Annotated in this window: 20 protein-coding genes; 11 read left to right on the forward strand and 9 right to left on the reverse strand. The window is 69.9% G+C overall.

Annotated features, from left to right (window positions below; genetic code table 11):
* The first annotated feature begins 15 nt into the window (after positions 1 to 15).
* Positions 16 to 663 carry a bifunctional 4-hydroxy-2-oxoglutarate aldolase/2-dehydro-3-deoxy-phosphogluconate aldolase gene (locus AB0M63_RS26245; RefSeq protein ID WP_366021119.1) on the forward strand — a complete coding sequence of 216 codons (648 nt, stop codon included), beginning with the start codon at positions 16 to 18 and terminating at the stop codon, positions 661 to 663.
* Positions 660 to 1640, forward strand: coding sequence for a sugar kinase (locus AB0M63_RS26250; protein WP_366021120.1), 981 nt, complete (start codon positions 660 to 662; stop codon positions 1638 to 1640). Before AB0M63_RS26245 ends, AB0M63_RS26250 begins: the two co-directional genes overlap by 4 nt.
* 36 nt (positions 1641 to 1676) lie before the next feature.
* On the opposite strand, the gene AB0M63_RS26255 is transcribed toward AB0M63_RS26250, so the two are convergent.
* Together AB0M63_RS26255 and AB0M63_RS26260 are read right to left on the reverse strand one after the other, a co-directional pair.
* Positions 1677 to 2567: a methylenetetrahydrofolate reductase gene (locus AB0M63_RS26255; RefSeq protein ID WP_355915301.1), complete on the reverse strand. Its 891-nt coding sequence runs from the start codon at positions 2565 to 2567 to the stop codon at positions 1677 to 1679.
* Positions 2564 to 3838, reverse strand: coding sequence for a helix-turn-helix domain-containing protein (locus AB0M63_RS26260; RefSeq protein ID WP_366021121.1), 1275 nt, complete (start codon positions 3836 to 3838; stop codon positions 2564 to 2566). Before AB0M63_RS26260 ends, AB0M63_RS26255 begins: the two co-directional genes overlap by 4 nt.
* Before the next feature lie 279 nt (positions 3839 to 4117).
* Between AB0M63_RS26260 and AB0M63_RS26265 the strand changes: the two genes are divergently transcribed.
* The 4 genes from AB0M63_RS26265 to AB0M63_RS26280 are packed head-to-tail and all read left to right on the forward strand — an operon-like array spanning position 4118 to position 8410.
* Positions 4118 to 5503 carry an aminomethyl transferase family protein gene (locus AB0M63_RS26265; protein WP_366021122.1) on the forward strand — a complete coding sequence of 462 codons (1386 nt, stop codon included), beginning with the start codon at positions 4118 to 4120 and terminating at the stop codon, positions 5501 to 5503.
* A 32-nt stretch (positions 5504 to 5535) separates the two neighbouring features.
* Positions 5536 to 6408 (forward strand): methylenetetrahydrofolate reductase, encoded by an 873-nt coding sequence (locus AB0M63_RS26270; RefSeq protein WP_355915310.1) that lies wholly within the window; start codon positions 5536 to 5538, stop codon positions 6406 to 6408.
* Positions 6405 to 7310: a formyltetrahydrofolate deformylase gene (gene purU, locus AB0M63_RS26275; protein WP_366021123.1), complete on the forward strand. Its 906-nt coding sequence runs from the start codon at positions 6405 to 6407 to the stop codon at positions 7308 to 7310. The genes AB0M63_RS26270 and purU overlap by 4 nt, the downstream gene beginning before the upstream one ends.
* Positions 7311 to 7351: 41 nt before the next feature.
* Entirely contained in the window at positions 7352 to 8410 is a 1059-nt protein-coding gene (locus tag AB0M63_RS26280; protein ID WP_366021124.1) for an ABC transporter substrate-binding protein, read from the forward strand.
* Between the two features lie 60 nt (positions 8411 to 8470).
* Here AB0M63_RS26280 and AB0M63_RS26285 read toward each other — a convergent pair whose 3' ends face one another.
* From AB0M63_RS26285 to AB0M63_RS26315, 7 genes are all read right to left on the reverse strand, one after another.
* The gene (locus AB0M63_RS26285) at positions 8471 to 11515 is read right to left on the reverse strand and encodes a glycoside hydrolase family 2 TIM barrel-domain containing protein (RefSeq protein ID WP_366021125.1); all 3045 of its coding nucleotides are present in this window, start codon (positions 11513 to 11515) and stop codon (positions 8471 to 8473) included.
* Positions 11516 to 11521: 6 nt separating this feature from the next.
* Positions 11522 to 14245, reverse strand: a complete 2724-nt coding sequence (locus AB0M63_RS26290) for an alpha-mannosidase (protein ID WP_366021126.1) — start codon at positions 14243 to 14245, stop codon at positions 11522 to 11524.
* A gap of 29 nt (positions 14246 to 14274) precedes the next feature.
* On the reverse strand, positions 14275 to 15132 hold the full coding sequence (locus tag AB0M63_RS26295; protein WP_356053963.1) for a carbohydrate ABC transporter permease: 858 nt from the start codon (positions 15130 to 15132) through the stop codon (positions 14275 to 14277).
* Positions 15129 to 16076, reverse strand: a complete 948-nt coding sequence (locus AB0M63_RS26300; RefSeq protein ID WP_366021127.1) for a sugar ABC transporter permease — start codon at positions 16074 to 16076, stop codon at positions 15129 to 15131. Before AB0M63_RS26300 ends, AB0M63_RS26295 begins: the two co-directional genes overlap by 4 nt.
* A gap of 7 nt (positions 16077 to 16083) precedes the next feature.
* Positions 16084 to 17418 (reverse strand): ABC transporter substrate-binding protein, encoded by a 1335-nt coding sequence (locus tag AB0M63_RS26305; protein ID WP_355915329.1) that lies wholly within the window; start codon positions 17416 to 17418, stop codon positions 16084 to 16086.
* Positions 17419 to 17684: 266 nt separating this feature from the next.
* The gene (locus AB0M63_RS26310; RefSeq protein ID WP_366021128.1) at positions 17685 to 18692 is read right to left on the reverse strand and encodes a LacI family DNA-binding transcriptional regulator; all 1008 of its coding nucleotides are present in this window, start codon (positions 18690 to 18692) and stop codon (positions 17685 to 17687) included.
* Positions 18693 to 19257: 565 nt separating this feature from the next.
* Complete coding sequence (locus tag AB0M63_RS26315) at positions 19258 to 20511, reverse strand: ROK family transcriptional regulator (RefSeq protein WP_366021129.1); 1254 nt, start codon at positions 20509 to 20511, stop codon at positions 19258 to 19260.
* A gap of 139 nt (positions 20512 to 20650) precedes the next feature.
* On the opposite strand from AB0M63_RS26315, the gene AB0M63_RS26320 reads away from it, so the two are divergent.
* From AB0M63_RS26320 to AB0M63_RS26340, 5 genes are all read left to right on the forward strand, one after another.
* The gene (locus AB0M63_RS26320; protein ID WP_366021130.1) at positions 20651 to 21937 is read left to right on the forward strand and encodes an MFS transporter; all 1287 of its coding nucleotides are present in this window, start codon (positions 20651 to 20653) and stop codon (positions 21935 to 21937) included.
* Positions 21938 to 22023: 86 nt separating this feature from the next.
* Entirely contained in the window at positions 22024 to 23460 is a 1437-nt protein-coding gene (locus AB0M63_RS26325; RefSeq protein ID WP_366021131.1) for a carboxylesterase family protein, read from the forward strand.
* A gap of 79 nt (positions 23461 to 23539) precedes the next feature.
* Complete coding sequence (locus tag AB0M63_RS26330) at positions 23540 to 23839, forward strand: hypothetical protein (protein ID WP_366021132.1); 300 nt, start codon at positions 23540 to 23542, stop codon at positions 23837 to 23839.
* Positions 23840 to 23882: 43 nt separating this feature from the next.
* Positions 23883 to 24476 (forward strand): hypothetical protein, encoded by a 594-nt coding sequence (locus AB0M63_RS26335; RefSeq protein WP_366021133.1) that lies wholly within the window; start codon positions 23883 to 23885, stop codon positions 24474 to 24476.
* A 166-nt stretch (positions 24477 to 24642) separates the two neighbouring features.
* Positions 24643 to 25563 carry an expansin EXLX1 family cellulose-binding protein gene (locus tag AB0M63_RS26340; RefSeq protein ID WP_366021134.1) on the forward strand — a complete coding sequence of 307 codons (921 nt, stop codon included), beginning with the start codon at positions 24643 to 24645 and terminating at the stop codon, positions 25561 to 25563.
* The last annotated feature ends 4 nt before the right edge of the window (positions 25564 to 25567 follow it).

Consider the following 25567-nt stretch of genomic DNA (forward strand, 5'->3'; position numbering starts at 1 on the left):
AAGGGAATTCGTCACATGGATCTGCGAGCGGCCCTGGCCGCCCACCGCCTCGTCGCGATCGTCCGCGGCACCGATCCCGAAGCCTCGGTGCGTACCGTACTGGCCCTGGCCGAGGAGGGCGTCGAGTTGATCGAGGTGTCCCTCAGCGGTGCGGACGCCCTGTCCGTCATAGCCCGGGCCCGCAAGGAGTTCGGCCCCGACCGGCCCCTCGGCGCCGGTACGGTCCTGACCGCCGACGACGCCCGCGGCGCGCACCGGGCCGGCGCGAACTTCGCCGTGACTCCCGCACTGGGGGAGGGCGTTGGCGCGGCTCGCCAACTCGGACTGCCGGTGCTCGCCGGGGTGATGACCCCCACCGAGATCCTGGCCGCACGCTCCCTCGGTGTCGCCGCGCTCAAGATCTTCCCGGCGCGCGAGGCAGGTGGGCCTTCCTACCTGAAGGCGTTGCGCGGACCGTTCCCGCACGAGCTGTTCGTGCCGGTGGGCGGTGTCGACGAGGCGGCGGCCCGGGCGTACTTGGCCGCCGGAGCGACCGCCGTCGGCGTCGGCTCGCCCCTGGTCGGCGACGCGGCCGACGGCGGCAGCCTGACCGAACTGCGCGCCAGGGCCCGTGACTTCCTCGCCGTCGTAGCCGAAACCCCGTCCGTGGGCGAGGCGTCATGACGAACGGGTGGCGGCCGGCGGACGGGTCCGTGGTCTGTATCGGCGAGACCATGGCGGCCCTGGCTCCCGCTCCGAACGCCTCGCTGGAGAGCGCCGCCGAGTTGACGGTATCGGTGGCCGGCGCCGAGTCCAACGTGGCCATGTATCTCGCGGATCTGGGGGTCCCCGTCTCCTGGCTCTCGGCAGTGGGAGACGACGCGTTGGGGCGGCGGGTGCGGGCGGAGGTCGGCGCGGCCGGTGTCGACGTCAGCGGGGTGCGCCGGGACCCGGAGCGACCCACGGGCCTGCTAGTGAAGGAGCCGAACGGTGCCGGGACCCGCGTGCACTACTACCGCGGCGACTCGGCGGCCTCGGCGATGGGCCCCGACGTACTCGACGACGACAGGGTGGGGTCGGCCTCCGTCCTCCACCTCACGGGAGTGACTCCGGCGCTGTCCCCGTCCTGCCGGAGCCTGGTGGCAACGGCGTTGACCGTCCCGGCCGGCGAACGGCCCTATGCCATCAGCTTCGACGTCAACCACCGCCCCGCGCTGTGGCCGCCCGGCACGGCCTCGACCGTGCTGCGCGATCTCGCCGACCTCGCCGACATCACCTTCGTCGGGCTCGACGAGGCGCAGGAGTTGTGGGACGCGAACCTTCAACCGGCCGACGTACGGAAGCTGTTGGCGCGACCGCGCCTCCTCGTCGTCAAGGACGGGGGCCGTGCGGCGACCGCGTTCAGCGACGAAGGCACGTGGACCGTGCCCGCCCTGCGCACGGACGTGGTGGAGCCGGTCGGGGCGGGCGACGCGTTCGCCGCCGGCGTTCTCGCCGGACTGCTGCGCGGCGACGGTGTGGAGCGTGCGCTGCGACTGGGGCACATCACGGCCGCGTCGGCACTCAAGGTGACGGCCGACCACGGCCCCTTGCCGGACGATGCCCGGATCGAACAGCTCCTCGGGCTTTCGGCTGACGAGTGGGCGGTCGGCCTTCTCTGAGAGGGCGCGTCGCGACGACGGCCCGTACTCACCGCCTCAACCGACGACTGGGCGGGCCAGTGCTGCTCGCGCGCGGGAGACGAGTTCCGGGCGGTCGACGCGGGACAGGATGATGCCCTGAGTGCAGTTGGCGAACTGCGCGGCGAGTTCCACCGCGATCCGCTCCCCTTCGTCGGCTGCCCCCTCCCCGGCACGGTCGAGGCGCTCGATCAGCGCCGCGGGAACACACCCGTCCGGAAGCTCGCGCCGCAGGAGTTCCGCCTCGGCGAGGGAGCGCAACGGATGCACGGTGGCGAGTACCGGCACATCGCCGTCGATGACCTTGAGCAGTGTGTCCAGGGAGTGTTGCGAGTAGACCGGGCTCGTGACGATGAAATGCGCTCCGGCCGCGATCTTGCGGCGGGTTCGGGCGCGGGCCGCGGTCGAGAGCACGGGCGCCGCTCTGATCCGGACCCCGATGTCGAAGTTCGTGGCCCCCTCCAGTCGCAGGCCGTAGCGGTCCACGCCCTCGTTCAGTCCACGGAGGAGTTCGATGAGCCCGACGGCGTCGACCGCCCACCGGCCGTCGATCTTCGATCGGTCCCCGGCGGGTGGCGGGCTGCCGTTCCCGCAGATCAGCCGGGTGACGCCACGGGCGTGACCACCGAGCAGATGCGCCTGCAGCGCCATGACGGTCCGGCTCCAGGTGGTCACCGTGGCGAGGGCCGGTACCCCGGCGCGGTTCTGGCAGGCCGCCGCCAGGTCGATCGACTGGTTGGTGCTGGTGTACCGCGGTCGTTCGGGACCGGAGGTCGCGGTGACGACGAGATCCGCGCCGGCGGCGCGCACGGCGGCACCGGCATCGGCGGCGGACTCCCGATCGCCCGCCTGCGGAACGACGTAGGCGCCAAGGAGCGGAGCACCTCGCGCGGCCAGCACATCCCTCACGCGTTGCCTCCCAGTCCGTTGACGATCTCCAGTGCCACCTGAACCGCCAGCCGGTCGGAGTAGGAACCGAGGTCGAGCCCGGTGATCTTCTCGGCCCGGTGAACCCGGTAGGCCACCGTGTTCGGGTGTGTGTGCAGCAAGGTGGCCGCGCGTTGCAGGCTGCCATTCTGACGGAAGTAGGCGGTCAGCGTCGCGCAGAAGTCGGTGCCGTTGGTGCGGTCGTGGTCGATCAGATCCCCCAGCAGGTCGCGGGCGTAGCGGGCAAGTTCGGCGGGGTCGCGCACCTGGGCCAGCAGTCGGTGAACACCGAGTTCGGCGAACACGGTCACATCGGACAGCCCGGTCATCAGCCGGCCGACGTCCACGGCACGCCGTGCCTCCGCGTACGAGGTGCTGATCTGCACCGCTCCCGTGTGCGCGTCACCCAGCCCGGCGTAGAGCCGTACGTCGGGGAAGCGTGCCGTCACGACCTCGCGGCACAGCCGGGCAAGGGCGATGAGCTGGCGGTTGAGGCCGGCGTCGTTGTCACCGGGGACGAGCGCGACCACCTCGGCGTCGCGGTTCACGACCGTCGCGGCCGGGCAGCGCGTGGTGATCATGTGCTCGACCACGTCGGTGGCGGCGGGCGCGGGTGCGCCCGTGGGCGAGAACGGCGCCGCCACCAGCACCCGATGGCGTTCGTCCGGTTCGATACCGAGGTGGCGGGCCCACGCCTTGACGTCGGCTTCGGTGCGGTCGCCGACGAACACCAGCCCGTCGAACAGCTCGCGACGCGCGCGGCCGGCGGCGATCGCGACGACCCGACGGCGGCCGAGGACCACCGCGCAGACCATGGCCGCGTGCTCCGTCACCATGATCCGGGCATCCTCGCCGGTCTCGTCGATGTCATGACCGGCGGTCACCAGATGGGCCACCGAGTCATCGCCGACGAGGATGGGGGCCACGACCAGCGACACCGCCGAGGCGCCCGAAGCGGGCAGCGACAGGGCGCGGCGCATATGGGCCGCCGCGGCGACGAGTTGGGAGACCGCCTCGGGGTCGCTGGTCAGCACACTCGCGAGCCGTTCCTCACCCGCACGACCGGACGCGCCCGCGCACAGTGCCAGCACCGAGAGTGAATCGTCGACCACCGCCGCCCACACACCGGCGCGTTCGGCGACGACCGTGACGATCTGTTCGAGGTCGCAGTCGGTCGTCGCCAGGCTGGAGAGTTCACCGCACAGGGCCACCACCTGACGGAGGTCGGCGAACTCGTCGCGCGAGGTCGTCATCGGCTTCGAGGGCCCACTTCCTGAACAAGGCCGCCCTCGACGGCTGTTCCGTCGCGGGAGTCACATCCTGTTCATCCTGCTGCCCGGGGTCGCCCGCTGCCAACCCGGCAGCGGCAGCCCTGTGGTGCACCACAAGTATCGGCCCCGTCGCTTTGGGGTCGGCGACCGCGCGAGGCCCGCCCGCGCTCTGCGACCGTTTTGCGAGCGCCGAGATCGTGAGCCCCGCCGGGTTCCGGTCCCGACCGCACCCCCCGTTCGTCGTACGGAAGGCACAACAACGTGGACAGGGCGACAACCGAGAGTCTCCAGACAGCGATCGACCGGGCCGGGAACGCCGTCGACGTCATACGCAACCAGTCGACCAGGGCGTTCTCGCACGGCCTGGGCTTCGTCCCCGCCGAGTTCACCAACTGGCGCGAGGAAGCGCTGGCTTGGCACAACTCGTGCGCGCTGCTGGACCAGTCCCACCACATGACCGACCTGTTCATCGAGGGCCCGGACACGGTCCGGATGCTGGAGCATCTGGGAGTCAACAGCTTCACCGGATTCGGCAAGGACAGGGCGAAGCAGTTCGTGGCCGTGAACCACGACGGCTTCTACATCGGTGACTCGGTGCTGTTCGGCCTCGACGACGACTCCGCCGACCTCGTGGGCCGGCGCACCGTGATCGACTGGGTCGAGTTCAACGCGCGCAGCGGCGACTGGGACGTGACCGTCGACCGAGACCCGCAGTCGGTCCAGCGGGGTGGTCGGCCGCCGAGGCTCTACCGGTTCGAGATCCAGGGACCCTCGGCCGGCCCGCTGGTGGAGAAGCTCACCGGACAGCCGATACCGGACGTGAAGTTCTTCGGCATGGCCACCCTGACGATCGCCGGCCGGGAGGTCCGGGCCCTTCGCCACGGAATGGCAGGACAGGTCGGCTTCGAACTGTTCGGCCCATGGGAGGAGGGAGCCGAGATCTACGAGGCGATCCGGACGTCCGGCGAGGAGTTCGGCATCAAGCAGGTCGGCGCCGTGGCCTACTCCACCGCCAACCTGGAGTCCGGCTGGATCCCCGGCCCGATGCCCGCGATCTTCACCGGCGCCGACCTCGCGGCCTACCGCGACTGGCTGCCGGCCACCAGTGCGGGCTCGCTGGGCGGAAGCCTGTACTCGCGGGACATCACCGACTACTACGTGACGCCCTACGACCTCGGCTACGAACGGCTCGTCAAGTTCGACCACGACTTCGTGGGCCGCGAAGCCCTGCGCGCCCGCGCCGACGAACCGCACCGGCACAAGGTCACCCTCGTGTGGCACCCCGACGACATCGCCAAGGTCCTCGCCTCGCTCTGGACACCCGGACCGACGTACAAGTACTTCAACATCCCCAAGGCGCGCTACGGACAGTTCCAGATGGACACGGTGCTGTCCGAGGACCGCCAGGTGGGGATCTCGATGGACTGCGGCTACGTCGTGCGAGACCAGGCCGTGGTCTCGCTGGCCGTCGTCGACGAGGCGGTCGCGCGCCCGGGAACCGAGGTCCGCGTGGTGTGGGGGGAGAGCCCGCGCTCGGTGAAGCCCGGAGTCGAACCGCATGAGCAGACCGAGATCCGCGCCACGGTCGAGTCAGCGCCGCTCGACCCGTTCGCGCGGACCAAGTACCGCTCCGCTCCGCAGAGTTGACCGTCCCCGGAGCGTCGTACACGAGGAGCACGATGAGTTTCGGCAGCACAGCACCCGCAGCGGTGAGCACCTCACTGCTGGACGACTTCTCCCTGGAGATGACCGGCAAGGACGTGGCCGGACTGGAGGAGGCCGCCACCACGATCCCGCAGGGGACCCGGATCAACGTCACTTTCCTGGGCAACGAGAACCTCACCATGCGACTGGCGGCCGCCCGCGCGGTCAAGCGCCTCGGGTTCGTGCCCGTGCCGCACATATCGGCCCGACGGCTCGGCTCGCAACGGCAGTTCGAGGACTTCCTCGCCGGTCTCCAGGCAGACGGCACCTGCGACAACGTGTTCGTCGTCGGCGGCGACCCGAACACACCCGAAGGCCCCTACGACGACTCCCTGTCGCTCATCAGGACCGGACTGCTCCAGCGGTACGGCGTCCACCACGTCGGCATGAGCGGCTACCCGGAAGGCCATCCCGCCATCCCCGCCGGCGTGCTGTGGTCCGCCCTGAACCTCAAGGCCACCGAACTCACCGGACAGGGCCTGAGCGGCAGCGTCATCACTCAGTTCGCCTTCGACGTCGACCCTGTCCTCGCCTGGATCGAGGACCTGCGGGAGCGCGATGTCACCCTCCCCGTCCGTATCGGTGTCCCCGGCCCTGCCGGGGTACGGCGTCTGATGTCCTACGCCGCCCGGTTCGGAGTCGGTGCCGGCGCCTCCATCGCCAAGAAGTACGGCCTGTCGCTCACCGGTCTGCTGGGCACGGCCGGACCCGACCGGTTCCTGCGCGCCCTCGCCGACGGCTACGAGCCGGGCCGCCACGGCGAGGTGAAGGTGCACTTCTACACGTTCGGTGGGCTCCGGACGACCGCCGAGTGGATCGCCGGGTTCAGGAAGGAGTCCGTCGTATGACTGTCACGCAGGCCGCGCCCACCGCTACCGCCAAGAAGAGCGGGGGAGCCGGACACCAGGCCTCACTGATCGTGCAGGGGGCCGACGCCACCGGCATCGTCGCCGCCATCACCTCCCGGCTCAGCGAGCGCGGCGCCAACATCGTGTCCCTGGACCAGTACTCGGACGACCCGCAGGGCGGCGCCTTCTTCCAACGTGCGGTTTTCGGCATGGACGGCCTCCGCGCCGCCCTCCCCGGCATCAGGGCCTCCCTGGACGAACTGGCCCAGAAATACGCCCTGACGTACACGCTGCGCGATCTGTCGGTGCCGAAGCGGGTGGCGATCTTCGCGTCCAAGTCCGACCACTGTCTGCTCGACCTGTTGTGGCGTCACCGTCGGGGCCAACTCCCGGTCGGTATCGCCATGGTGATCTCCAACCATCCCGACACCGCGGAGGAGGTACGCGGCTTCGGTATCCCCTTCTTTCACGTCCCCTCCATGGGGGCGGACAAGTCGGCGGCCGAGGCGGAACACCTGCGGCTGCTCAAGGGCAACGTCGACTTCGTCGTCCTGGCCCGCTATATGCAGATCCTGTCGGGAGACTTCATCGAGAACGTCGGCGTCCCGATCATCAACATCCACCACTCCTTCCTGCCCGCCTTCATCGGCGCCGGCCCCTACGCCAAGGCGAAGGAACGTGGAGTGAAGCTGGTGGGAGCCACCGCGCACTACGTCACCGAGGACCTCGACGAGGGCCCGATCATCGAGCAGGACGTCGTGCGGGTCACCCACGCCGACACCGCCGCCGATCTTGCCCGCCGGGGCGCGGACGTCGAGCGCGCGGTGCTCTCCCGTGCGGTGCTGTGGCACGCGGAGGACCGCGTCATCCGCGACGGAAAGCACACCATCGTCTTCACCTGAGGACGACACCCCCTGGACGAGGCACGGCGACTGGAGATCCGATGACGCATCCCACCCCGCAAGCCCGCGCTCCGCGCATGTTCCACCTGTCCCGTGGCAACCGTGTCCTGGCGGTGGCGTCCAACGTTGCGCTCGGTGCCGCGCTGCTGGGCGCCTGTGGCGGCACCGACTCCGCTACGGACGGCACGGTCACCGTGGGCGTCGGCGGCAACATCTTCGACCTGCCGATCCGCCTGGCCGAAGCCAACGGCTACTTCGCCAAGCAGGGCCTGAAGGTCAAGTTCGTGACCCTGACCGCCGCGACCGACACCTCGGCGCTCCAGTCGGGCTCGGTGCAGTTCCTCAACGACAGCCCCACCGACTTCCTGTCCGCCATCGGCAAGCATCTCCCGGAGACCGCGATCTCCACCGACGGCGCCGGCAACCCGCTGGGACTGATCGTCAGCACCAAGTTCGCCGAGGAACACCACCTGACCGCCGACACACCTGCCGCGGAGGTCGCCAAGGCGCTGGCCGGTTCCACCGGCGGTTCCAGCTCGGCCAACACCAAGGCGGAGGCAGGCCTTTTCCTCAAGGAGTACGGCGTCGACCCGGACAAGGTGAAGTGGATCTCCCTGCTGAGCGCGAGCGCGGACAAGGCCGCGCTGAAGAGCAACGAGATCGACTGGTTCACCACCTCCGAGCCGACCCCGCTGGAGATCCAGGACTCCGGGGACGGGGTGGTGGTCGCGGATGCGACGAAGGTCCCGGCCTGGTCCGACGCGAAGACGGGGTACACGATCCTGGTGGTGGCCCGCAACAGCTTTCTGGCCCAACACGCCGACACCGCAGAGAAGTTCGTCACCGCGGTGCAGCAGGCGACCGCGTACATGCACGCCCACCTCGACTCCGCGGAAGTGCAGAGCGTGGCACAGAAGGCGCTTCCGGGAGTGCCGGCGAACGTGATCAGGTCGAGCCTGCCGCTGGTCGACTGGCCGGCCGACGGCGCGATGAGAACGTCGGGCTGGAACACGACGCTGGCGTTCATCAACTCGTTGGACACACTGCCCGCCACGGCCAAGGTGACTTCCGACAACTGGACGAACAAGTACCTGCCGTAGACGAGGGCAGCCGAGGATGCGGTCCGCGCCGTGCGGGACCGCACCCTCGGGCATACCGGCCTACTGCGGTGCCGTGATCCGGAGCTTGATCGTCCGGGCTTCGGGCCGCAGCGCGAACTCGGGCCACACGTCCGGGCCGCAGGCCCTGGAGCCGAGCCCGTGCTGGGCGGCGTCGATGAACAGGTGGCTCGTCGTCGACCGCGGTAGCTGGAACGGGTGTCCGGACCGGGCGATCTCCTGTGGGGTGTGGCGGCTGAGGGTGAAGCCGGGGCGGCGTCCGTGGGTGTCGGGCAGGGCCACGATGTGCAGCACTTCCATGTCACCGCTGGTCAGGGTCAGTTGGCGCAGTGCGGAGCGGTGCCCGGTCTCCTGGGGACGGGCGTAGTCGACGGAGAGGTCGTGGACGGTGGCGGAGAAACGGCCGGTGACGGCGGCGCGCACACTGTCGGGGTAGGACTCCAGCGGGCCGAGGCCGAACCAGCCTGCGCCGTCGACGGGAGCGGTGCCGTCGGGCAGGTCGAAACGGATCCCGATCCGCGGCCACACCGTCCGCCAGCCGCGCGAGGGCTGGACCTCCACCCGGAGTTGGAGTTCGCCGTCGTCCTCCAGCGACCAGACGGACTCCACCATCACCGACAGACCCGAGTCGGCGGCCGCGATCTTGTCGACCGTGCGCAGTGCGTCCGTGGTCTGCTCCACGGACACCCGTCGCGAGGTCAGCCGGTCGAGTCCGTCACGGCGCCACAGCTCTGCGTTGGAGACCCCGGAGACACTCGCGTCGCTCTCTGCGACCTCGCCCCACGCGCCTTCGTCGTTGTCGGTCGGTGCGCGGAACAGCTCCAACCTCGGTCCCGCGACGGCGCGTTCGCCGAGGCGCACCAGGGACCCGCCGGTGAACCTGGCGATGCCGAGTGTCAGTGTTCCGTCGCCGGACCGCCAGCCGGAGCGGGGCCGGACACCGGGAACAGGACGGCGAAGTGAGCGGTCGATCTGGGCAGTTGCGAGCACATGGCCCTCGGGCGCCCAAGAGGTCTCCGTCGCCAACTCGGCCTCGATCGTCAGCCATGTCTCGGAGTCGGGCGACACCGCGATCCGCGGCAGCGACACCCAGCCCGAATCGCCCGCCGCGACCCGGGGAACCTCCAACTCCCCTGAATCCACTGGCGTTCCGTCATGCTCGACTCGCCAGCGGAAGCGCAGGTCGGACGTGTCGGCCGTATGCCGCAGGTTGGTGATCGCGACCTTGTCGCCGTCGAACGCGAAGTCGACCGGCGCCACGACGGCCTTGAACTCGTGGAGGCTGGGCGTCGGGCTGCCGTCGCTCAACACCATGCCGTCCATCACGAAGTTGCCGTCGTGGAGGACCTCCCCGAAGTCGCCGCCGTACGCGTAGTACGGCGTCCCGTCCGGGGCCGTGGTCAGGATGCCGTGATCGCGCCACTCCCAGACGAAGCCGCCGTGCAGGCGCGGATACTCGTGGACCAGTGCCTCGTACTGGTCGAACGCGCCGGGTCCGTTGCCCATCGCGTGGGCGTATTCGCAGAGCAGGAAAGGCTTGGTGCGTTGCCGGGCGCCTTGCGCGGGCGTGCAGTTGAGCAGCGGGGCACGTGAGCCGTCGGTGCCGATCTGCTCGGTCTCCAGCACGGACGCGTACATCCGGGAGTAGACGTCGGTGTACTCGCCGGTGTAGTCGCCCTCGTAGTGGACGGGGCGTCCGGCGTCGCGGGCGTGCACCCACGCGGACATGGCGGCGAGGTTGCTGCCGGTGTCCGACTCGTTGCCGAGGGACCACATCACGATGCTGGGGTGGTTCTTGTCCCGTTCGACGGTCCGCTGGATCCGGTCGAGGTACGCCTCGCGCCAGGCCGGGTCGTCACTGGGGTTGCCGACCCAGTCGACCTTGCCGAAGCCGTGGGTCTCCAGGTCGCATTCGAGGATCACCCAGAACCCGAGCTCGTCGGCGAGGTCGAGCAGCCGGGGATGCGGCGGGTAGTGGCTGGTGCGGATCGCGTTCACGTTGAACCGCTTCATGAGGGCCAGGTCCTCGCGGGCGTGCGCCTCGTCGAAGACCCGGCCGCGCTCCGGGTGGGTCTCGTGCCGGTTCACCCCGTGGAACACGACCCGGCGACCGTTGACCAGGAACTGGTCCCCGCGGATCTCGACCGTACGGAAACCCACGCGCAGGGTGACGGTCTCCGAGGCCGTCGACACCGTGGCGTCGTAGAGGCGGGGCAGCTCGGCGGACCAGGGTTCCACGTCCGCGATATCGACGGGAGCCACGTCGGCGGGCGTGGCCCAGACCCGCTCGACGCCGAGTTCGGGAATGCGCAGGGTGACCGGGAACGCCGTGGCGTCGGCGGTGATCTCCGCGTCGACCCGGCCGCGCCCCTGGTCGAAACCGGTCCGCAGCCAGACGTCCTCGATGCCCCCGGCCGGCCGGGCGACCAGGGTGACATCACGGAAGATGCCCGGCAGCCACCACTGGTCCTGGTCCTCCACATAACTGCCCGCCGACCACTGGTGCACCCGTACGGCGACGACGTTCTCGCCGGCGCGCACCACGGACGTCACGTCGAACTCGTGGGCCAGCCGGCTGCCGCTCGCGCCGCCGACCTCCACCCCGTTGACCCACACCCTGAACAGCGACTCGACACCGTCGAAGCGCAGCACGACCCGCTCGGCGTCCGACCAGTCGGCGGGCACGTCGAAGGCGCGGCGGTAGTCGCCGGTCGGGTTCTCGTCCGGGACGTACGGGGGATCGATGGGGAACGGGTACTGGATGTTCGTGTAGATCGGGCGGCCGTACGCTCCGTCGCCCTCCAGCACCCAGTGGGAGGGCACGGGGATGCTGTCCCACTCGTGATCGTCGAAGCCCTCGGCCGCGAAGTCCTCCGCCGCCGACGCCGTGGGGGAGAGGCGGAAACGCCACGACCCGTTCAGCGAGCGGGACGGCGCGTCGGAGTGCAGCCACGAGCGGGCCGGGCGCAGCGCGCCGTGCCCGGGTGCGATGTCGGAAACATGGGGGGAGGACTCGGGGAGCGACTCGGGGAGCAAGAGGTCACAACGCTTTCGTGAGAACAGAACGGGCGTACTGCATTCGATCATGGACGTCTACCGGAGCACGACGGTGCGGATCTCCCATGGACCGAGGGCGAGTTCGAGCTCGTCCCGGACCTGGGTGTGCGAGATCGGCCGGCCCAGCAGGTCGACGGTGGCGACCTCGGTGAAGGACCCCGTCACGCGGACCGTCGACGCGGTGTCGCGCATCGCGGTCAGCCGCACCTCTATGCCGGACCCGTACTCGTCGTCGGTGACCCGACGGACGGCCGAGACGAGGACGTCCGTCCCGTCGACCAGCAACCCGGCAGTATCGGGCGGCAGTTGACGCCCGGCGGGCGCGGTGCCACGAGTCACCAGGACGTCGCCCCGGAACTCCTCCGCGAGCGCCACCGCGTGCGCACCGCGCCAGCCGTCCGCCGAGGGCACGACGGCGAACCGGTTCTCGATCCGCATCCCGAGATCCTGCGCACCGGGTACGGGGATCTCGCTCGCCGCCGGTTCGTCGCGCAGGGGATGGATGTTGACACTGATCGAGCCGATCGCGCGCAGCAGTGTGATGGCGAGTTCGGAGCCGTCGGCGACGAGTTCGTACTCGCCGGAGTGGTCGAGCAGGACGTTGGCGGCACCGGCCGACACGAACGAACCGGCCGGGAAGGTCGGCAGCGGGTACTCGCCCCAGCCGCCCTCGGCGGTGAGCCCGCGCTCGGTCACGGCGAACTGCCCGGCCGATGCCGACGTCAACACCGGCTCGGGCAGCGGCACATGGAAGCGCAGCCGGTGATCGGCGGACTGGTTCAGGAAGGACGTGGAGACCCGTACGAAGGGTTCGCCCACGCGCACCTCCACCAGCGTCTCCACCGGCGTCGGCACGGTCCGCTCACCGCGCACATCGCGGTCGGCGGAGAGCGCGGCCGGCCACGCGTAGACACGCGTCACCCGCAGCCGTGCACGCAGCGGGCCGGTTTCGAGGAGTTCGACGGCGATCTCCGTCGGCTCCGACACGAGCACGTCCTGCGCCGGGGGAGCGTAGTTGTAGCTGTCACCCCGGTCCCCGCCGTCGACGAGCCGGCCGACGCCGTACAGCACGGTGCCGTCCGCACCGGTGATGTCCAGGGTGCCGTCGGCGGCGACCGCGACCTCGACCAGGCCGTTGGAGAGGGTACGGTCGGTCGCCGTGGCGGGGGCGTACGAGGCCGACGCCGTGGCTTCGCTCGGCTCGACCCGGAAGGCGGCCAGCCCCGAGGCGGGCACGTTCACAGGGACGAGCGCGGTGGCCCGGGGCTCCTCCACCGTCAGCACGCGCCACTCGCCGGGATGCGCGGCGGCCGCGGCGGCGACCTCGCGGCGCAGGATCAGCAGGTCGAAGGGCCCGGCCGCCGGTACTTCGGCGAGGTGGAAGACGAGTTCACCGGGGGCGAGTTCATAGTGGTCGATCAGCCGTCCGAACAGTTCGCGACGGTGGATACGGCGCAGCACGCGCTCCAACCGCGAGGCGTCCATGCGCTCGTCGCTGAGAACGGTCGGGGCCTGGAAGACCAACTGCACCGGAGCCGTCGAGCCGTCGGCGGCGGTCGCGACCAGCGCGGTCCCCTCCGGCGGGGCTACGACATCCACCTCGACCAGTGCGGTACGTGCCGACGGCAGCGGGTTGGCGACCAGGTAGGCGTCGCTCGACACCCGGGAGGCGGGCTCGGCGAGCGCCGCGTCCCGTACGGCACGGGCCGTCTGCGCGGCCTCGGCGAGCCGGGCGGCCACCTGGTCGCAGGTCTCGTCGGTGCCGGAGCCGACGACCGAGTCGTGCGCGGTCGACTCGATGATCTTGTGCCAGGCGAGATCGAGGAACGGAGAGTCGTCGCGCCGGGACCACAGCGCGTTCATGCGCTCGGCGTGGTCGATCGTGCGCTCGGCGACGGCCATCCGCTGCTTGAGCCCGAGCCGCACGGAGAGCACACCCGGCAGGATGTTGCCGCGTGCGTGACTGCGCAGCTCACCCGTGACGACGGTGGACACCTCGTCGCGGACGTGCTTGCGGATGTACTCGTCCAGGGTGGCGACGGTGATGGCCCGCCCCTCCCCGGAGGCCCGCCGCAGCCAGGACGCGAGCTGTGGGTCGGGCGCATTGTGGTCGGTTCCCGCCATCGCCAGCACCGGATCGCCGCCCCACCGCTCGACCGTCATCTCCGCGTAGTCACCGAGGGCACGGCCGATCCGGTCGGGCACCAGCAGGACGTCGAGGCCGTTGTCGTAGCCGTCGAAGAGGAACTCGGTACGGACCTCGGAGCCGTCCGGCGCACGCCACTTGAAGGCATGACCGCCGACGGAGCCGGGCACCCCGCGCCACAGCGCCGCGTGCTCGATCCCCGCCCGCGCCAGGATCTGCGGCATCTGCGCGACATGGCCGAACATGTCCGGCAGATAGCCGATGGGCATGGCGCCGCCGAGCTCCTCCGCGGCGGCCCAGCCCATCCGCAGATTGCGCACGATGGTCTCGCCGGAGCAGAGGAACTCGTCGAGCAGGATCAGCCACGGCCCGACGGCGAGCCGGCCCTCCCCGACCAGGGCCGCGACTCGGGCGCGGCTCTCCGGCCGCATCTCCAAGTAGTCCTCGATCGCGGCCATTTGGCCGTCGACGGTGAACCGGAAGTCCGGGTCCGTCTCGGCCGTCTCCAGCACGGTGTCGAGGGCGGCGACGAGTCGGTGCCGGAAGACCTGGAAGGGCTCGTACCACTCCCGGTCCCAGTGGAAATGGGGCACGAAGACGGCGGAGTCGGTCATGGCGGGCGGCACCTTCCGTGCGGGGGCGGTCACTTGAGGGAACCGGCGGCGAGTCCGGTGCGCCAGAACCGCTGGAGCAGGATGAACACGATGATCACGGGCACGATCGACACCAGCGAACCGGTGATCACGGACTCCTGGAGGAGCGGGGCGCGGGCCGTCTGGCCGTTCCACTCGTAGAGGCCGAGCGTGATCGGGAAGAGGGACTCCTTCTGCAGCATCACCATCGGCAGGAAGAAGTTGTTCCAGATGGCGACGAACTGGAACAGGAAGATCGTCACCAGCGACGGCGTCATCAGCTTGAACGCCACCGAGAAGAACGTACGGAACTCACCCGCCCCGTCCAGCCGCGCCGACTCCAACAGCTCCTGCGGAACAGCCGCGTTGGCGAAGATCCGCGCGAGATAGACACCGAACGGGCTGACGATGCTGGGCAGGAACACCGCGAAGTACGTGTTGACGATGCCCGTCGCCGAGAACAGCAGGAACAGCGGGAGCGCCAGCGCGGTAGTGGGGACGAGGACCCCGCCGAGGATGACGGAGAACAGGAACTCCCGGCCCCGGAAGCGGAACTTGGCGAGCGCGTAGCCGCACAGCGCCGAGATCAGTGTTCCCACGGCCGCGCCCAGCACCGCGTAGATCACGGTGTTGAGGGCCCACCGGCCGAAGATGCCGTCGCTGCGGGTGAACAGGACACGCAGGTTCTCGAACAGGTTGAAGTGCGAGAACGTCAAGCCGTTGGTGGCGGCGAGGTCGCCCTGCGGCTTGGTGGCCGCGACGATCAGGAAGTAGATCGGCAGCAGGAAGTAGACCGCCAGGAGAAGCATCAGGGCCATGGCGGCCGTACGGCTGACCTGGCTTTCACGATTGACGGAAGGGTTGCTCACAGTCCGGCCCTCTTCGACGTCAGTCGCATGAACCCGAAGCTCAGGACGAAGGTGATGACGGCGATGACCACGGAGATCGCCGCGGCCTGCTGGTAGTTGTTCCCGGAGGCCACCGCGTACGCGAGCATGTTCGGCGTGAACGTGCTGGAGATGTTCGAGGAGATCTGCCGGAGCACGGCCGGCTCGGCGTAGAGCTGGAGCGTGCCGATGATCGAGAACACCGTGGTGAGCACGATGGACGGGGCGATGATCGGGACCTTGATCTGCCAGGCGATGGTCCAGTTGTTGGCGCCGTCGAGCTTGGCGGCCTCGTACAGCTCCTGCGGGATCGACTGCAGCGCCGAGAACATGATCAGCATGTTGTAGCCGGTCCACAGCCACGTGGAGATGTTCGCCGCCGACCACAGCACGGCGCCCGGCCCGAGGAAGTCGGGTTTGAGACCGACGTTGTTCAACAGGTCCACGACGGGGCTGAGTTGGGGCGAGTAGAGGTACGACCACATGATCGCGGCGATGACACCGGGCACGGCGTACGGCATGAACGCGGTGATGCGGAAGACCGACTTGAGCCGCAGCAGGGGAGTGTCGAGGAGCAGCGCGATGACAAGGGCGACGAACAGCATGACCGGCACCTGCACGATGCCGAAGAGCCCGATGCGCCCGACGCTGGACCAGAACTCGGTGTTCTGGAAGACCTTCCCGTACTGCTCGAAGCCACCGAAGGTCGTGTACGAGGTGCCGTACTGCCCGCCGGTGCGGCGCACGACGCGAGCGCTCTGCCAGAGCGCGTAGCCGACCGGCACCAGGTAGAACAGCACGAAGGGGAGGAAGAACGGGATCACGAACGCGAAGATGGTGCCCGCCCGGGGGCCGCCGCCGTTGAGTCGACGGCGGCCGCCGGGAGACGCCACCACGCGGGTCGCGCGGGTTGCGATGTCGGTCATCGTGCGGTCACTTGCCCGCCGCGGCCGGGATCGCCTGGTCCTTCATCGACTTCAGCGCGGACGCCTGGGCCGCCGACAGCGCGTCGGAGAGCGTGCCGTCACCGGCCGCCGCCTTGGCCATCGCGTCCTGGAGCGCGAGGTTCACCGTCTTCTGGGTGGGCCCCCAGGCGAAGCTGGTGTTGATCTTCTTGGACGAGTCGGCGAAGACGTCGAAGATCTTCTCGTTGTTGTAGTACGGAACTCCCTTGGAGAGCGCGGGCAGTTGGAGCCCCGCGTTCGCCGCCGGGTAGAGACCGCCCAACTGGTTCTCCAGCGCGAGGGCCTCCGGGTCGGTATTGAGCCAGGTGTTGAACTTGACCGACTCGTAGAGGTGCTTGCCGCCCTTCATGAACGCGACGGTCGAGCCGCCCCAGTCACCGGAGGCGCCGTTCGTACCCCACGTCGGCATCGGGACGATGGTCCACTTGCCGGCCTGCTTGGGCAGGTTGTCGCGGAACATGCTGTAGCCCCAGGCCGCGCCGACGTAGCTGGCGATCTGGTCCTTCTGGTACGCGGCGTACATCTGCGTCGAACCGTTCGCGAGGTCGGTGCGCACGAGCTTGCCGGAGATCAGCTTCTGCCAGTAGTCGGCGACCTGCCTGCTCTGGTCCGAGGCGACGGTGACCTGCCACTTGTTGCCGGAGTAGCTGTACATCTGGGCGTTGTTCTGCCAGAGGAGCCCGTTGAACCACTCGGCGTTGTTCGGGTCGAAGAACGTGATGTCGAGCTTGGGGTCCGCCTTGTGCAGCTTCTGCGCGGCGGCCGCGTACTCGTCCCAGGTCGTGGGGATCGCGATGTTGTACTTCTTGAAGATGTCGCTGCGGACGTAGAGGGCCATCGGCCCGGTGTCCTGCGGCATGGCGAACACGCCGGTGCCGCCGAAGCTGGTCTGCGACCAGGTCCACGGCACGAACTTCGACTTGGCGGCGGTGGCGGCCGAGCAGGCGGAGGCGTCGACGAAGGCGCTCTGGCTGCGGAGGTTGGGGAGTTCGTCGTAGCCGACCTGCGCCAGGTCCGGCGCCTTGCCCGCCTTGAGGGCGTTGCCGAGGGTGCCGTACTGGTCGTTGGAGATGTTCTTCGTCTCGACCTGGATGTTCGGGTTCTTCTTGTTCCACAGGGCGGCGACCTTGTCCATGCCCGGAACGGTGTTCCAGTACTGGAGGGTGACCTTGCCCTTCGCCGGTGCGCAGGAGGCCGTGGAGGTCTTGGCCGACGGCGTGGACGACGAACATCCGGCGAGTACGGCGACACTGGCGGCCACGGCGACGGAGGCGAGGCGGATGCGCTTGACTGTGCTGCTCATGGTTTCCGTTCCAGACAACGACTAGCGGCGGTGCTAGGCGGTTCGATGCTGATCCCTCGGGCGGGATGCCTTCTGGGTGGAAGGGACGTGGGCACACCATTTGTTGCGGGGTTGTCGTGGGGTCTAAGAGCGTCCCGTGAGCGCTCCCGTGAGCGCTCACGGGACTGCTTGCAGATAGACCTCTTGAATGGGCTGTGAATGCTCGGAAGTTTGCGCTTCGGCGTGGGCGGGTGTCAAGACATTCGGACCGGACGCGTGCGCGGCGGTCAGGCGGAGCCGCTCAGCCGCAGTTCGGCCCGCACGACCAGGTCGTCGGCCGCAAGCGCTTCGCCTCCCGACAGCAGACGGGCGACCTGCTCGATGGCGAGCACGCCGAGCTGCCGGGTGTCGAGGGCGACGCTGCTGAGCGGGGGCTCGACGAGTGCGCCCAGCTGTAGACCGTCGAAGCCGATCACCGCCAGCTCCCGCGGCACGCTCCGGCCGAGCCGGCGTGCTTCGCGCAGGGCGCCGATCGCGATGATGTCGTTGAACGTGAACACCGCGGTGATGTCGGGGTGCTCGCCGAGCAGGGACCTGAGCGCCGCCCCGCCCCCGTCCGCCGTCTGGTCCGCGCCGACCACCATGTCGGCGTCGATCCCGTGCTCCCTCGCCGCCGTGGTGAACCACTCGTGCCGGATGCTCGGTTCGGCGCGGGTGTGGTGGTCGAGCATGCCGATCCGCGTGTGCCCCGTCGCGACCAGGTGCGCGACCGCCGCGTGCACCCCCTCCGCGCCGTCGATCCGGATCGCGCTGAACCGCGTCCGCTGCTCACGCCCGATGAGCACCACCGGCATGCCGCGGGTGAACTTCTCCAACTCGCCCTCGGGGCAACTGAAGTAGCCGATCACCGCGTCCACCTGCGAACTGATCACCTGCAGCGTGCCGAGTTCCTCCTCCGCCCGGTCCCCGGTGTCGTACACGACCACCTGCCAGCCACGGGTCCGGGCCGCCTCCAGCGCGGCGGCCGCGACCTCCGTGAAGAACGGGTTGAGCAGATCCGGGATGACCAGCCCGATCGTCATCGTGTCCTGCCGCACCAACCCGCGCGCGAACCGGCTCGGCCGGTAGCCCAGCGCCCGCGCCGCGTCCAGCACGCGCTGTTTCGTCTCGCTGTCGATCTCGTCCTTGTCGTTCAGCGCCCGTGACACGGTCTGCCGTGACACCCCCGCCGACGCCGCGACATCGTTGATCGTGACCTTCCGCGGCTCGGTCCCCGCCGCCGACGGCACCACCATCGCCCACCTCCCGCTTCTCGCGAACGCCGGTGCGCGCGCAGAGCCCGAGTATGCATGCAGGGGGGCGGGGGGATGAAGCGGTGGCCTCCGGCTTTGGCGGGGGTACGGGTGCTGGGGGTGGGTTCGGTTGGGCTTCGGTGGTGGGGTCTTGGGGTGGACCGGGGGTGGGGGGTGAGGTGTTCGGGGGATGCCAGGAACGGTGGTGGGGGTGTCGCGGCGGGTGTGGAAGGCGCTGCGCAAGGTGGCTTCACGGCGGTGGGTGCTGGGGGTGATGGGTGGCTGCGGGTTGTGCCAGGGCGTGGTGTCCGGCCGTCACGCTTGTGCGCGCTGAGCCTCGCGTCAACGGTGCGATCCTCGGAGGGGGTTCTACGGCGTCGGCGGGGCGACCGGTGTTCGGGGGATCGCCGGAGCGCTTGTCGGGTCGTCCAGCGGCGTGTCGCGGCAGGTCCTGAACGCGCCTCGCCCGGCCGCCTCGCCGCCAATGAGTGGCCGCACGTCGGCGTGTCGGCGCGTGGCCGATGTAGCTTCCGGCCTCGCGCCCGCAGCATGCTCGACTGGGAAGGTTCTACGGCGTCGGCGAGGCGACCGTGGCCCGGGGCATTGCCGGAACGCTGGTCGGATCGTCGAGCAGAGCATCGCGACAGGTCTGGAAGGCACCGCGCAGAGTAGCCTCGCCGCCAAGGACGCCGAAGGTGACGAGTGGCTGCATGTCGGGGGCCAGGGTGTGGCGTCCGGCGAGGCGTGCGTCCAGGCTCGCCCTGAGCCAGGGAGCCCAGGTGGCGAGGTATCCGCCGAGGATGATCTCGCCGGCGTCGGTGACACCGGACACGCCGAGGATCGCTGCCCCCAGCGCGTCCCCGGCGGCGCCGAGTGCGGTGATCGCGTCGGGATCGCCCGCGCGCAGGCGACGGTCCAGTTCGGCGAGTGCCGGTTCGCCGCCCTGTGTCTCGGCGACGCGGTCCAACCCGGCGGCGTGGAGAAGGGGTTCGGGACCGATGTAGGTTGCCAGGCAACCCCGCGCCCCGCAGCGGCACTCGGGACCGTCGAGCGCGATCGGCAGGTGCCCGATCTCGCCCGCCATGCCGTGACTCCCGCTGTGCACACGGCCGTTGACGAGCAGCCCGCCGCCCACGCCGGTGTCCGCCTTGATGTAGGCGACGGTGTCGGGATGTTGCACGCCCTCGGCCGCGAGGGCGTGGTACTCGGCCAGCGCCGCCATGTTGGCGTCGTTGACCACCTCGACAGGGCAGTCCAGCAAGGGGAGTTCGGCGGCGACCAGGGCGCGCAGATCGGTGCTGCGCCAGCCGAAGTCGATGGCGGCGGCGACCAGTTGGGAGGGGCCGACGACCGGTCCGGCCATGGCGACGGCGAGTTGGGCGAGGTGGGCGTGCGGTGTCGCGTCCCGTACCGCCGCCTCGGCCGTCCGCACCACGCAGCCGATGACCGCGGCCAGCGCGCGCGGATCGCCGTACGGCGCGTGGTGGGGCGCCGACTCGCGGTGCAGGACCCGGCCCTGGAAGTCGGCCGCCATGACATGCACGGACTCCAGGCTGACCTGGGCGGCGAGGACGACCACCCGTTCGGGGACGAGCCCCAGCAGTCGCCGCGGTCGGCCCCGGCCGCCGGACGGCACGGAGCCCTCCTCGCGCACCAGGCCGCGGTCGATGAGTTCCGCGACCAGCGCGGTGACGGTGGCGTGCACCAGCCCGGTGCCGACGGCGACCTCGGTCCGGGCGCACGGGCCATGGGCGTCGAGGTACCGCAGCACCAGGGCCAGATTGCGACGTCGTACGTCGGCCGAGTCGGCGGGTGCGTTCACGCAGACGATTGTGCCCCGGCCGGACGGGATCCGGTCAAGGTGGCCAGGACATTATTTTTCGAGCCTTGAAATAAATAAATCCGCGTGGCCATACTCCCGGCACCGGCAACGACGCCGGTCCGTCCCCGTGGAGGCGTCCTTGTCCGCTTCGACCTCTTCCGCCCCCGCCACCGCCCGAACGGACGAGACCCTGGGCCGCCCCCAGGTGAACGTCCTGATGTGGTCGATGGGCGCGGGATTCGCCGCTCTCTACACCGCCTACGCCGGTCTCGTCGTGGTCCTGCTCCCCACCCAGATCCAGAACCTCGACGCCGCCGCCAAGGAATCGAACCTCGCACTGGTGACGATGACCTCGTCTATCGTCACGCTCTTCGCCCAGCCGATCATCGGCGCGATCTCCGACCGCACCCGAGGCCGCCTCGGCCGCCGCACCCCCTGGATGCTGTTCGGCGCCGTCGGCGCGGTCCTCACCCTGCTGGCCATCTCCCACGCCACCACCCTGCTCTGGCTCACGCTGCTGTGGGTCGCCGTCCAGGTACTGCTCAACGTGATCCAGGCCCCGCTCACCGCCGTCATGGCCGATCGCGTCGCCCCTCGCCGCTTCGGCATGGTCTCCGCCTTCGTCGGCCTCGGCTCCAACCTCGGCGCCACCCTGGGCGTGATCGTCGCCGCCCGCTACGCCGGACGGCTCGGCCTCGGCTACGGCGTCATCGCCGCGATCGTCCTCGCGACCGTGCTCGCCTTCGTCCTCCTCAACCGCGACCGGACCCGCCCCGAGGCCCCGGAGCCCTTCTCCTGGCGCCAGTTCCTGACCGGCTTCTGGGTCTCGCCGCGCCAACACCCCGACTTCGCCTGGGCGTTCGTGGCCCGTATGACCTTCATCCTCGGCTACTGGGGCGTCGCCACCTACCAGCGGTACGCCCTCCAGGACTACGTCGGCCTGGACGCCGACGCGGTGGACAGCGCCCAGCAGTCGATGTCCGTGCTCGCCCTCGTCGGCACCCTCGCCGGCGCCGTCCCCGCGGCGAAGATCTCCGACCGCACCGGCCGCCGCAAGATCTTCGTGATCGGCGCGTCGGTCCTGCTCGCCCTGTCCATGGCCATTCCGCTGCTCAGTCCCACGCTGCCCGCGATGTACGCCTACGCGCTCATCAGCGGCATGGGATTCGGTACGTACATGTCGCTGGACATGGCCCTGATGACCGAGGTCCTGCCCAAGGGCTCGGCGGCCGGCAAGGACCTCGGCATCCTCAACATCGCCACCAACGTGCCGCAGGCGCTCGGACCGATCATCGCCTCCGTACTCATCACCTCCTTCGCCGCCGGACCCGACAAACTCCCCGGCTACCGCGTCCTGTTCGCCTTCGCCATGGCCGTCGTGCTGATCAGCGCGCTCGCCATCAGGCCGATCAAGGGAGTGAAGTAATGACGTAGGAAGTAGGACCGCGGACAGAGGTCACCGAGAGACCTCCACGACCACCCGTTCCCCCACCTCCACAAGGAAGTCGCTCCGTGCCTCAGTCCGTGATCGCCGCCACGTCCCAGGGACCCGTCCTCGGGACGTGGCAGCACACCACCGCCCGTTTCCTCGGCATCCCCTACGCCCAACCCCCGGTCGGCGCACTCCGCTTCGCCGCACCCGTTCCGGTCAGGCCGTGGACCGAACCACTCGACGCCACCCGGTACGGGCCCACCGCACAACGCCGCCCCTTCGTCCTCGACGGCCCCACCACCATCCCCGAACCCACGATCCCGGGCGACGGAGTCCTGAACCTCAACGTCTTCACCCCGGCCCCGCGCCCGGGAGCCGACCTGCCGGTTCTCGTCTGGATCCACGGCGGCGGCTACGTCGCCGGATCCGCCGCCAGCCCCTGGTACGACGGCGCGGCCTTCGCCCGGGACGGAGTCGTCCTCGTGTCGATCGGCTACCGGCTCGGCATCGAGGGCTTCCTCCACCTCGACGACGCCCCCGACAACCGCGGTGTGCTCGACTGGATCGCCGCGCTGACCTGGGTCCGCGACAACATCGAGGCCTTCGGCGGCGACCCCGGGAAAGTCACCGTCGCCGGTCAGTCGGCCGGCGGCGGCGCCGCGCAGACCCTGATGGCCACCCCCTCCGCACACGGACTCTTCCGCGCCGCGATCTCCCAGTCCGGCGCGGTCAGGTCCCCCCAGCTCCCGCGCGACGCCCTCGCCGACTCGGCCCGCCTCACCGAACGCACCGGCGTCCCCGCCCTCGCCTCAGCGCTCCGCGACCTCACCGACGACGAACTGCTCGCACTCCAGGACGCCCTCGCCACCCCCGACGCAGGACTGGCCCTCGCCCCCTTCGCAGACGGGGAGTTGATACCACTCCCCGTCCCCGACGCCTTCGCGGCCGGCACCACTGCCCCCGTCCCCCTCCTCCTCGGCTTCACTCGCCACGAGTTCAACCCCCCGGCCGGCACCACCCCGCCTCCCGCACCGCCCGAAGCCGTACAAGCCATGCTGGGCAATCACGGCCTCGACCCCACCGCAGTGGGCGAGTACCTCGCCCTCCGCGCCGACGAGGACCCGGCGCAGAGCATGGGCCAGGCCCTCACCGACGCCATCTTCCGCGGCCCCTCACTCGCCCTCGCCGAGGCCCGCGCCCACCACGAACTCCCCACCTGGCTCTACCACTTCACCTGGGGCAGCGCCGCCCACTGCATCGAGATCCCCTTCGCCTTCGACCTCCTGAACGCCGAACGCGTCACGGCCGTGACGGGCCCACACCCGCCCCAGCCCCTCGCCGAGGCGATGCACGCCGCCTGGGTCGCCTTCATCCGCGATCTCGACCCCGGCCCCGACTGGCCCCGCTACACCAACAAGCGCCGCACGACGATGACTTGGGACACCACCCCGCACACCCTCGACGACCCACTGAGCGCGGAACGCCGCATCTGGACGGCACGAGCGGCCACACCGTGAAGCGGTAGTGCGGCACTGGCTGCCCCGCCGACGACTTGATCTGCGGGGCGCCGGGGAAACCCGTGCCTTCGGTCGGCACGTGGGATCCGACCAGTTGATCCAGGCGGGGCTGGACGCACTCCTCGCGGACGTCGACAGTCCGTCCGTCCCCCTCCTGGCCGGTCTTGCACGACGGGAGGAGCCCGACGCACCTGAGCTCTTCGACCAAGTAGTCGACGAGCTGGGCCTGTTCTTCGAGCCACCGGCCGACCCCACGGCCGCCAAATGGGCCCTCGCCCACTGGCCGGCCGAGCAGATCACCGCCGGTAGCCTCCGAACACGACACCCTCCAAGCCGCGAGGGACCTGCTGAGCAACGGGCAGCCCACGGCGGCAGTTAGACCGACGCTTATGCTGCCTGCGACGAGGCGACAGGAGGCCCGTATGCCCAAGCCCCGCATCCAGGCGCTGGCCAGAACAACGGCTGCGGCGCTGGTGATGCTGATCGCGCCGGCATGCGGTCACCCGGAGTCGGCGACGCAAGCCCCTACGGCGAGCCCCACCCCGAACTCCTCTGTGTACGCCTCCGAGTTGGAGAAGAGCGACCTCCCTTGGAGCGGCAGTCCGAGCCCGTACAACGCGGAGGTGAAACTCGACGACGGCCGCCGTGTGGCCCTGCACTACCGGCGGGGCAAGGGACTCGTCGAGCAGCACTACAGTCCCCGGGAGAGGGCCTGGACCGAACCGTCCGTCATCTACCGCACCGGCACCGACGCATGCCAGGGCATCGAACTGCGCGCCAATCACGGCACCGTCGCGGCGATCGCGGACTTCGGCCCGTACTGCTACGACGGTGAGCCTCCGACCGAGTCCATCGCCGCGGTCGCCACCGGCGGCCTGACCGAGTGGAGCGTCGACGTCACGAAGAACTTCGACGGCTGGGAACGGGTCTCCGTCTCCGCGGACGGTCAACGGGTCGTCTTCGGCAGGAACACAACTCTGCGGTGGAGCCGGGCCAACGGCTTCGATTCTCACTGACCGACCCTCACCGCAAGCGCGCCCCATGAGACCCAGCGGCCCGAGGAGGCAACACCCGCCCCCAACTGCGCCTTCATGGAAAGGGCTTGCCGCTGTGTCCCCGGGCCTGACACGATCGCTGCCTCCCTCACTCCGAGCAGCGGGTGGCGGCCGTCAAGGAGGTCCGGTGTCGAAGCGGTGGCTGTTTTTGTCGGCGGCCGCAGTACTCATCGTCGTCTCACTTGCGTTGGTGCTTCTGCCCGGCGACAAGAGCGGCGAGGAGGTCACAGCCGCGGCCGGACGAGCGGTGTCCGAACCCACCGTCACCGGCTCAGCGACCAACTCGCCGTCCGCGAGCGGCACTTCGACCGCCTCCGCGCGACCGACCGACGCGTCGAAGAAGCCGTCGACGACGCCGACCAGCCACGCGACCGCCACCTCGGCCGCACCGTCGCCCACCAAGGCCCGCCAACAGGTCTCCAGCACCGCCTCGTTGGCGGGACGCATCCGGCCCGGTGTCACCTACCGAGGAGTCGCCACCTTCTACGACGCGGACGGCAGCGGCGCCTGTCTGTACGACCCGAGCAGCGACGTCCTGACCGGCGCGATGAACACCGCCGACTACGAGTCGTCCAAGGCGTGCGGGGCGTACGTACTCGTGCACGCGGCAAACGGCGCCACCGTGACGGTCCGCATCACCAACGAGTGCCCGGGAGACTGCGCGCCCGGCCAGATCGACCTCAGCGCCCAGGCCTTCGCCAAGCTCGCCAGCCCGTCCGCCGGGCGGATCCCGATCACCTGGAACCTGGTGAGCCCCAGTACGTCCGACACGATCTCGATCCGCTACAAGACCGGTTCCACCCGCTACTGGTGCGGCATCCAGGCGATCGGTCACCGCAATCCGCTGGCCCGCCTCGAGGTCCGCTCGGGTGGTGGCTGGCGTCAACTGGCGCGCGCGGACTACAACTACTTCCTCTCCGAGGACGGCACCGGCTGCGGCGGCGAGATCAGGCTCACCGACATCTACGGCGAACAACTCACCGTCGGCGCCCTCGCGGTGCGACCGAACGTCACACAGTCCACACGGGTCCAGTTCGCCCGCCACTGACCCG

It is taken from the genome of Streptomyces sp. NPDC051576, assembly GCF_040681835.1.
Classification (GTDB): domain Bacteria; phylum Actinomycetota; class Actinomycetes; order Streptomycetales; family Streptomycetaceae; genus Streptomyces.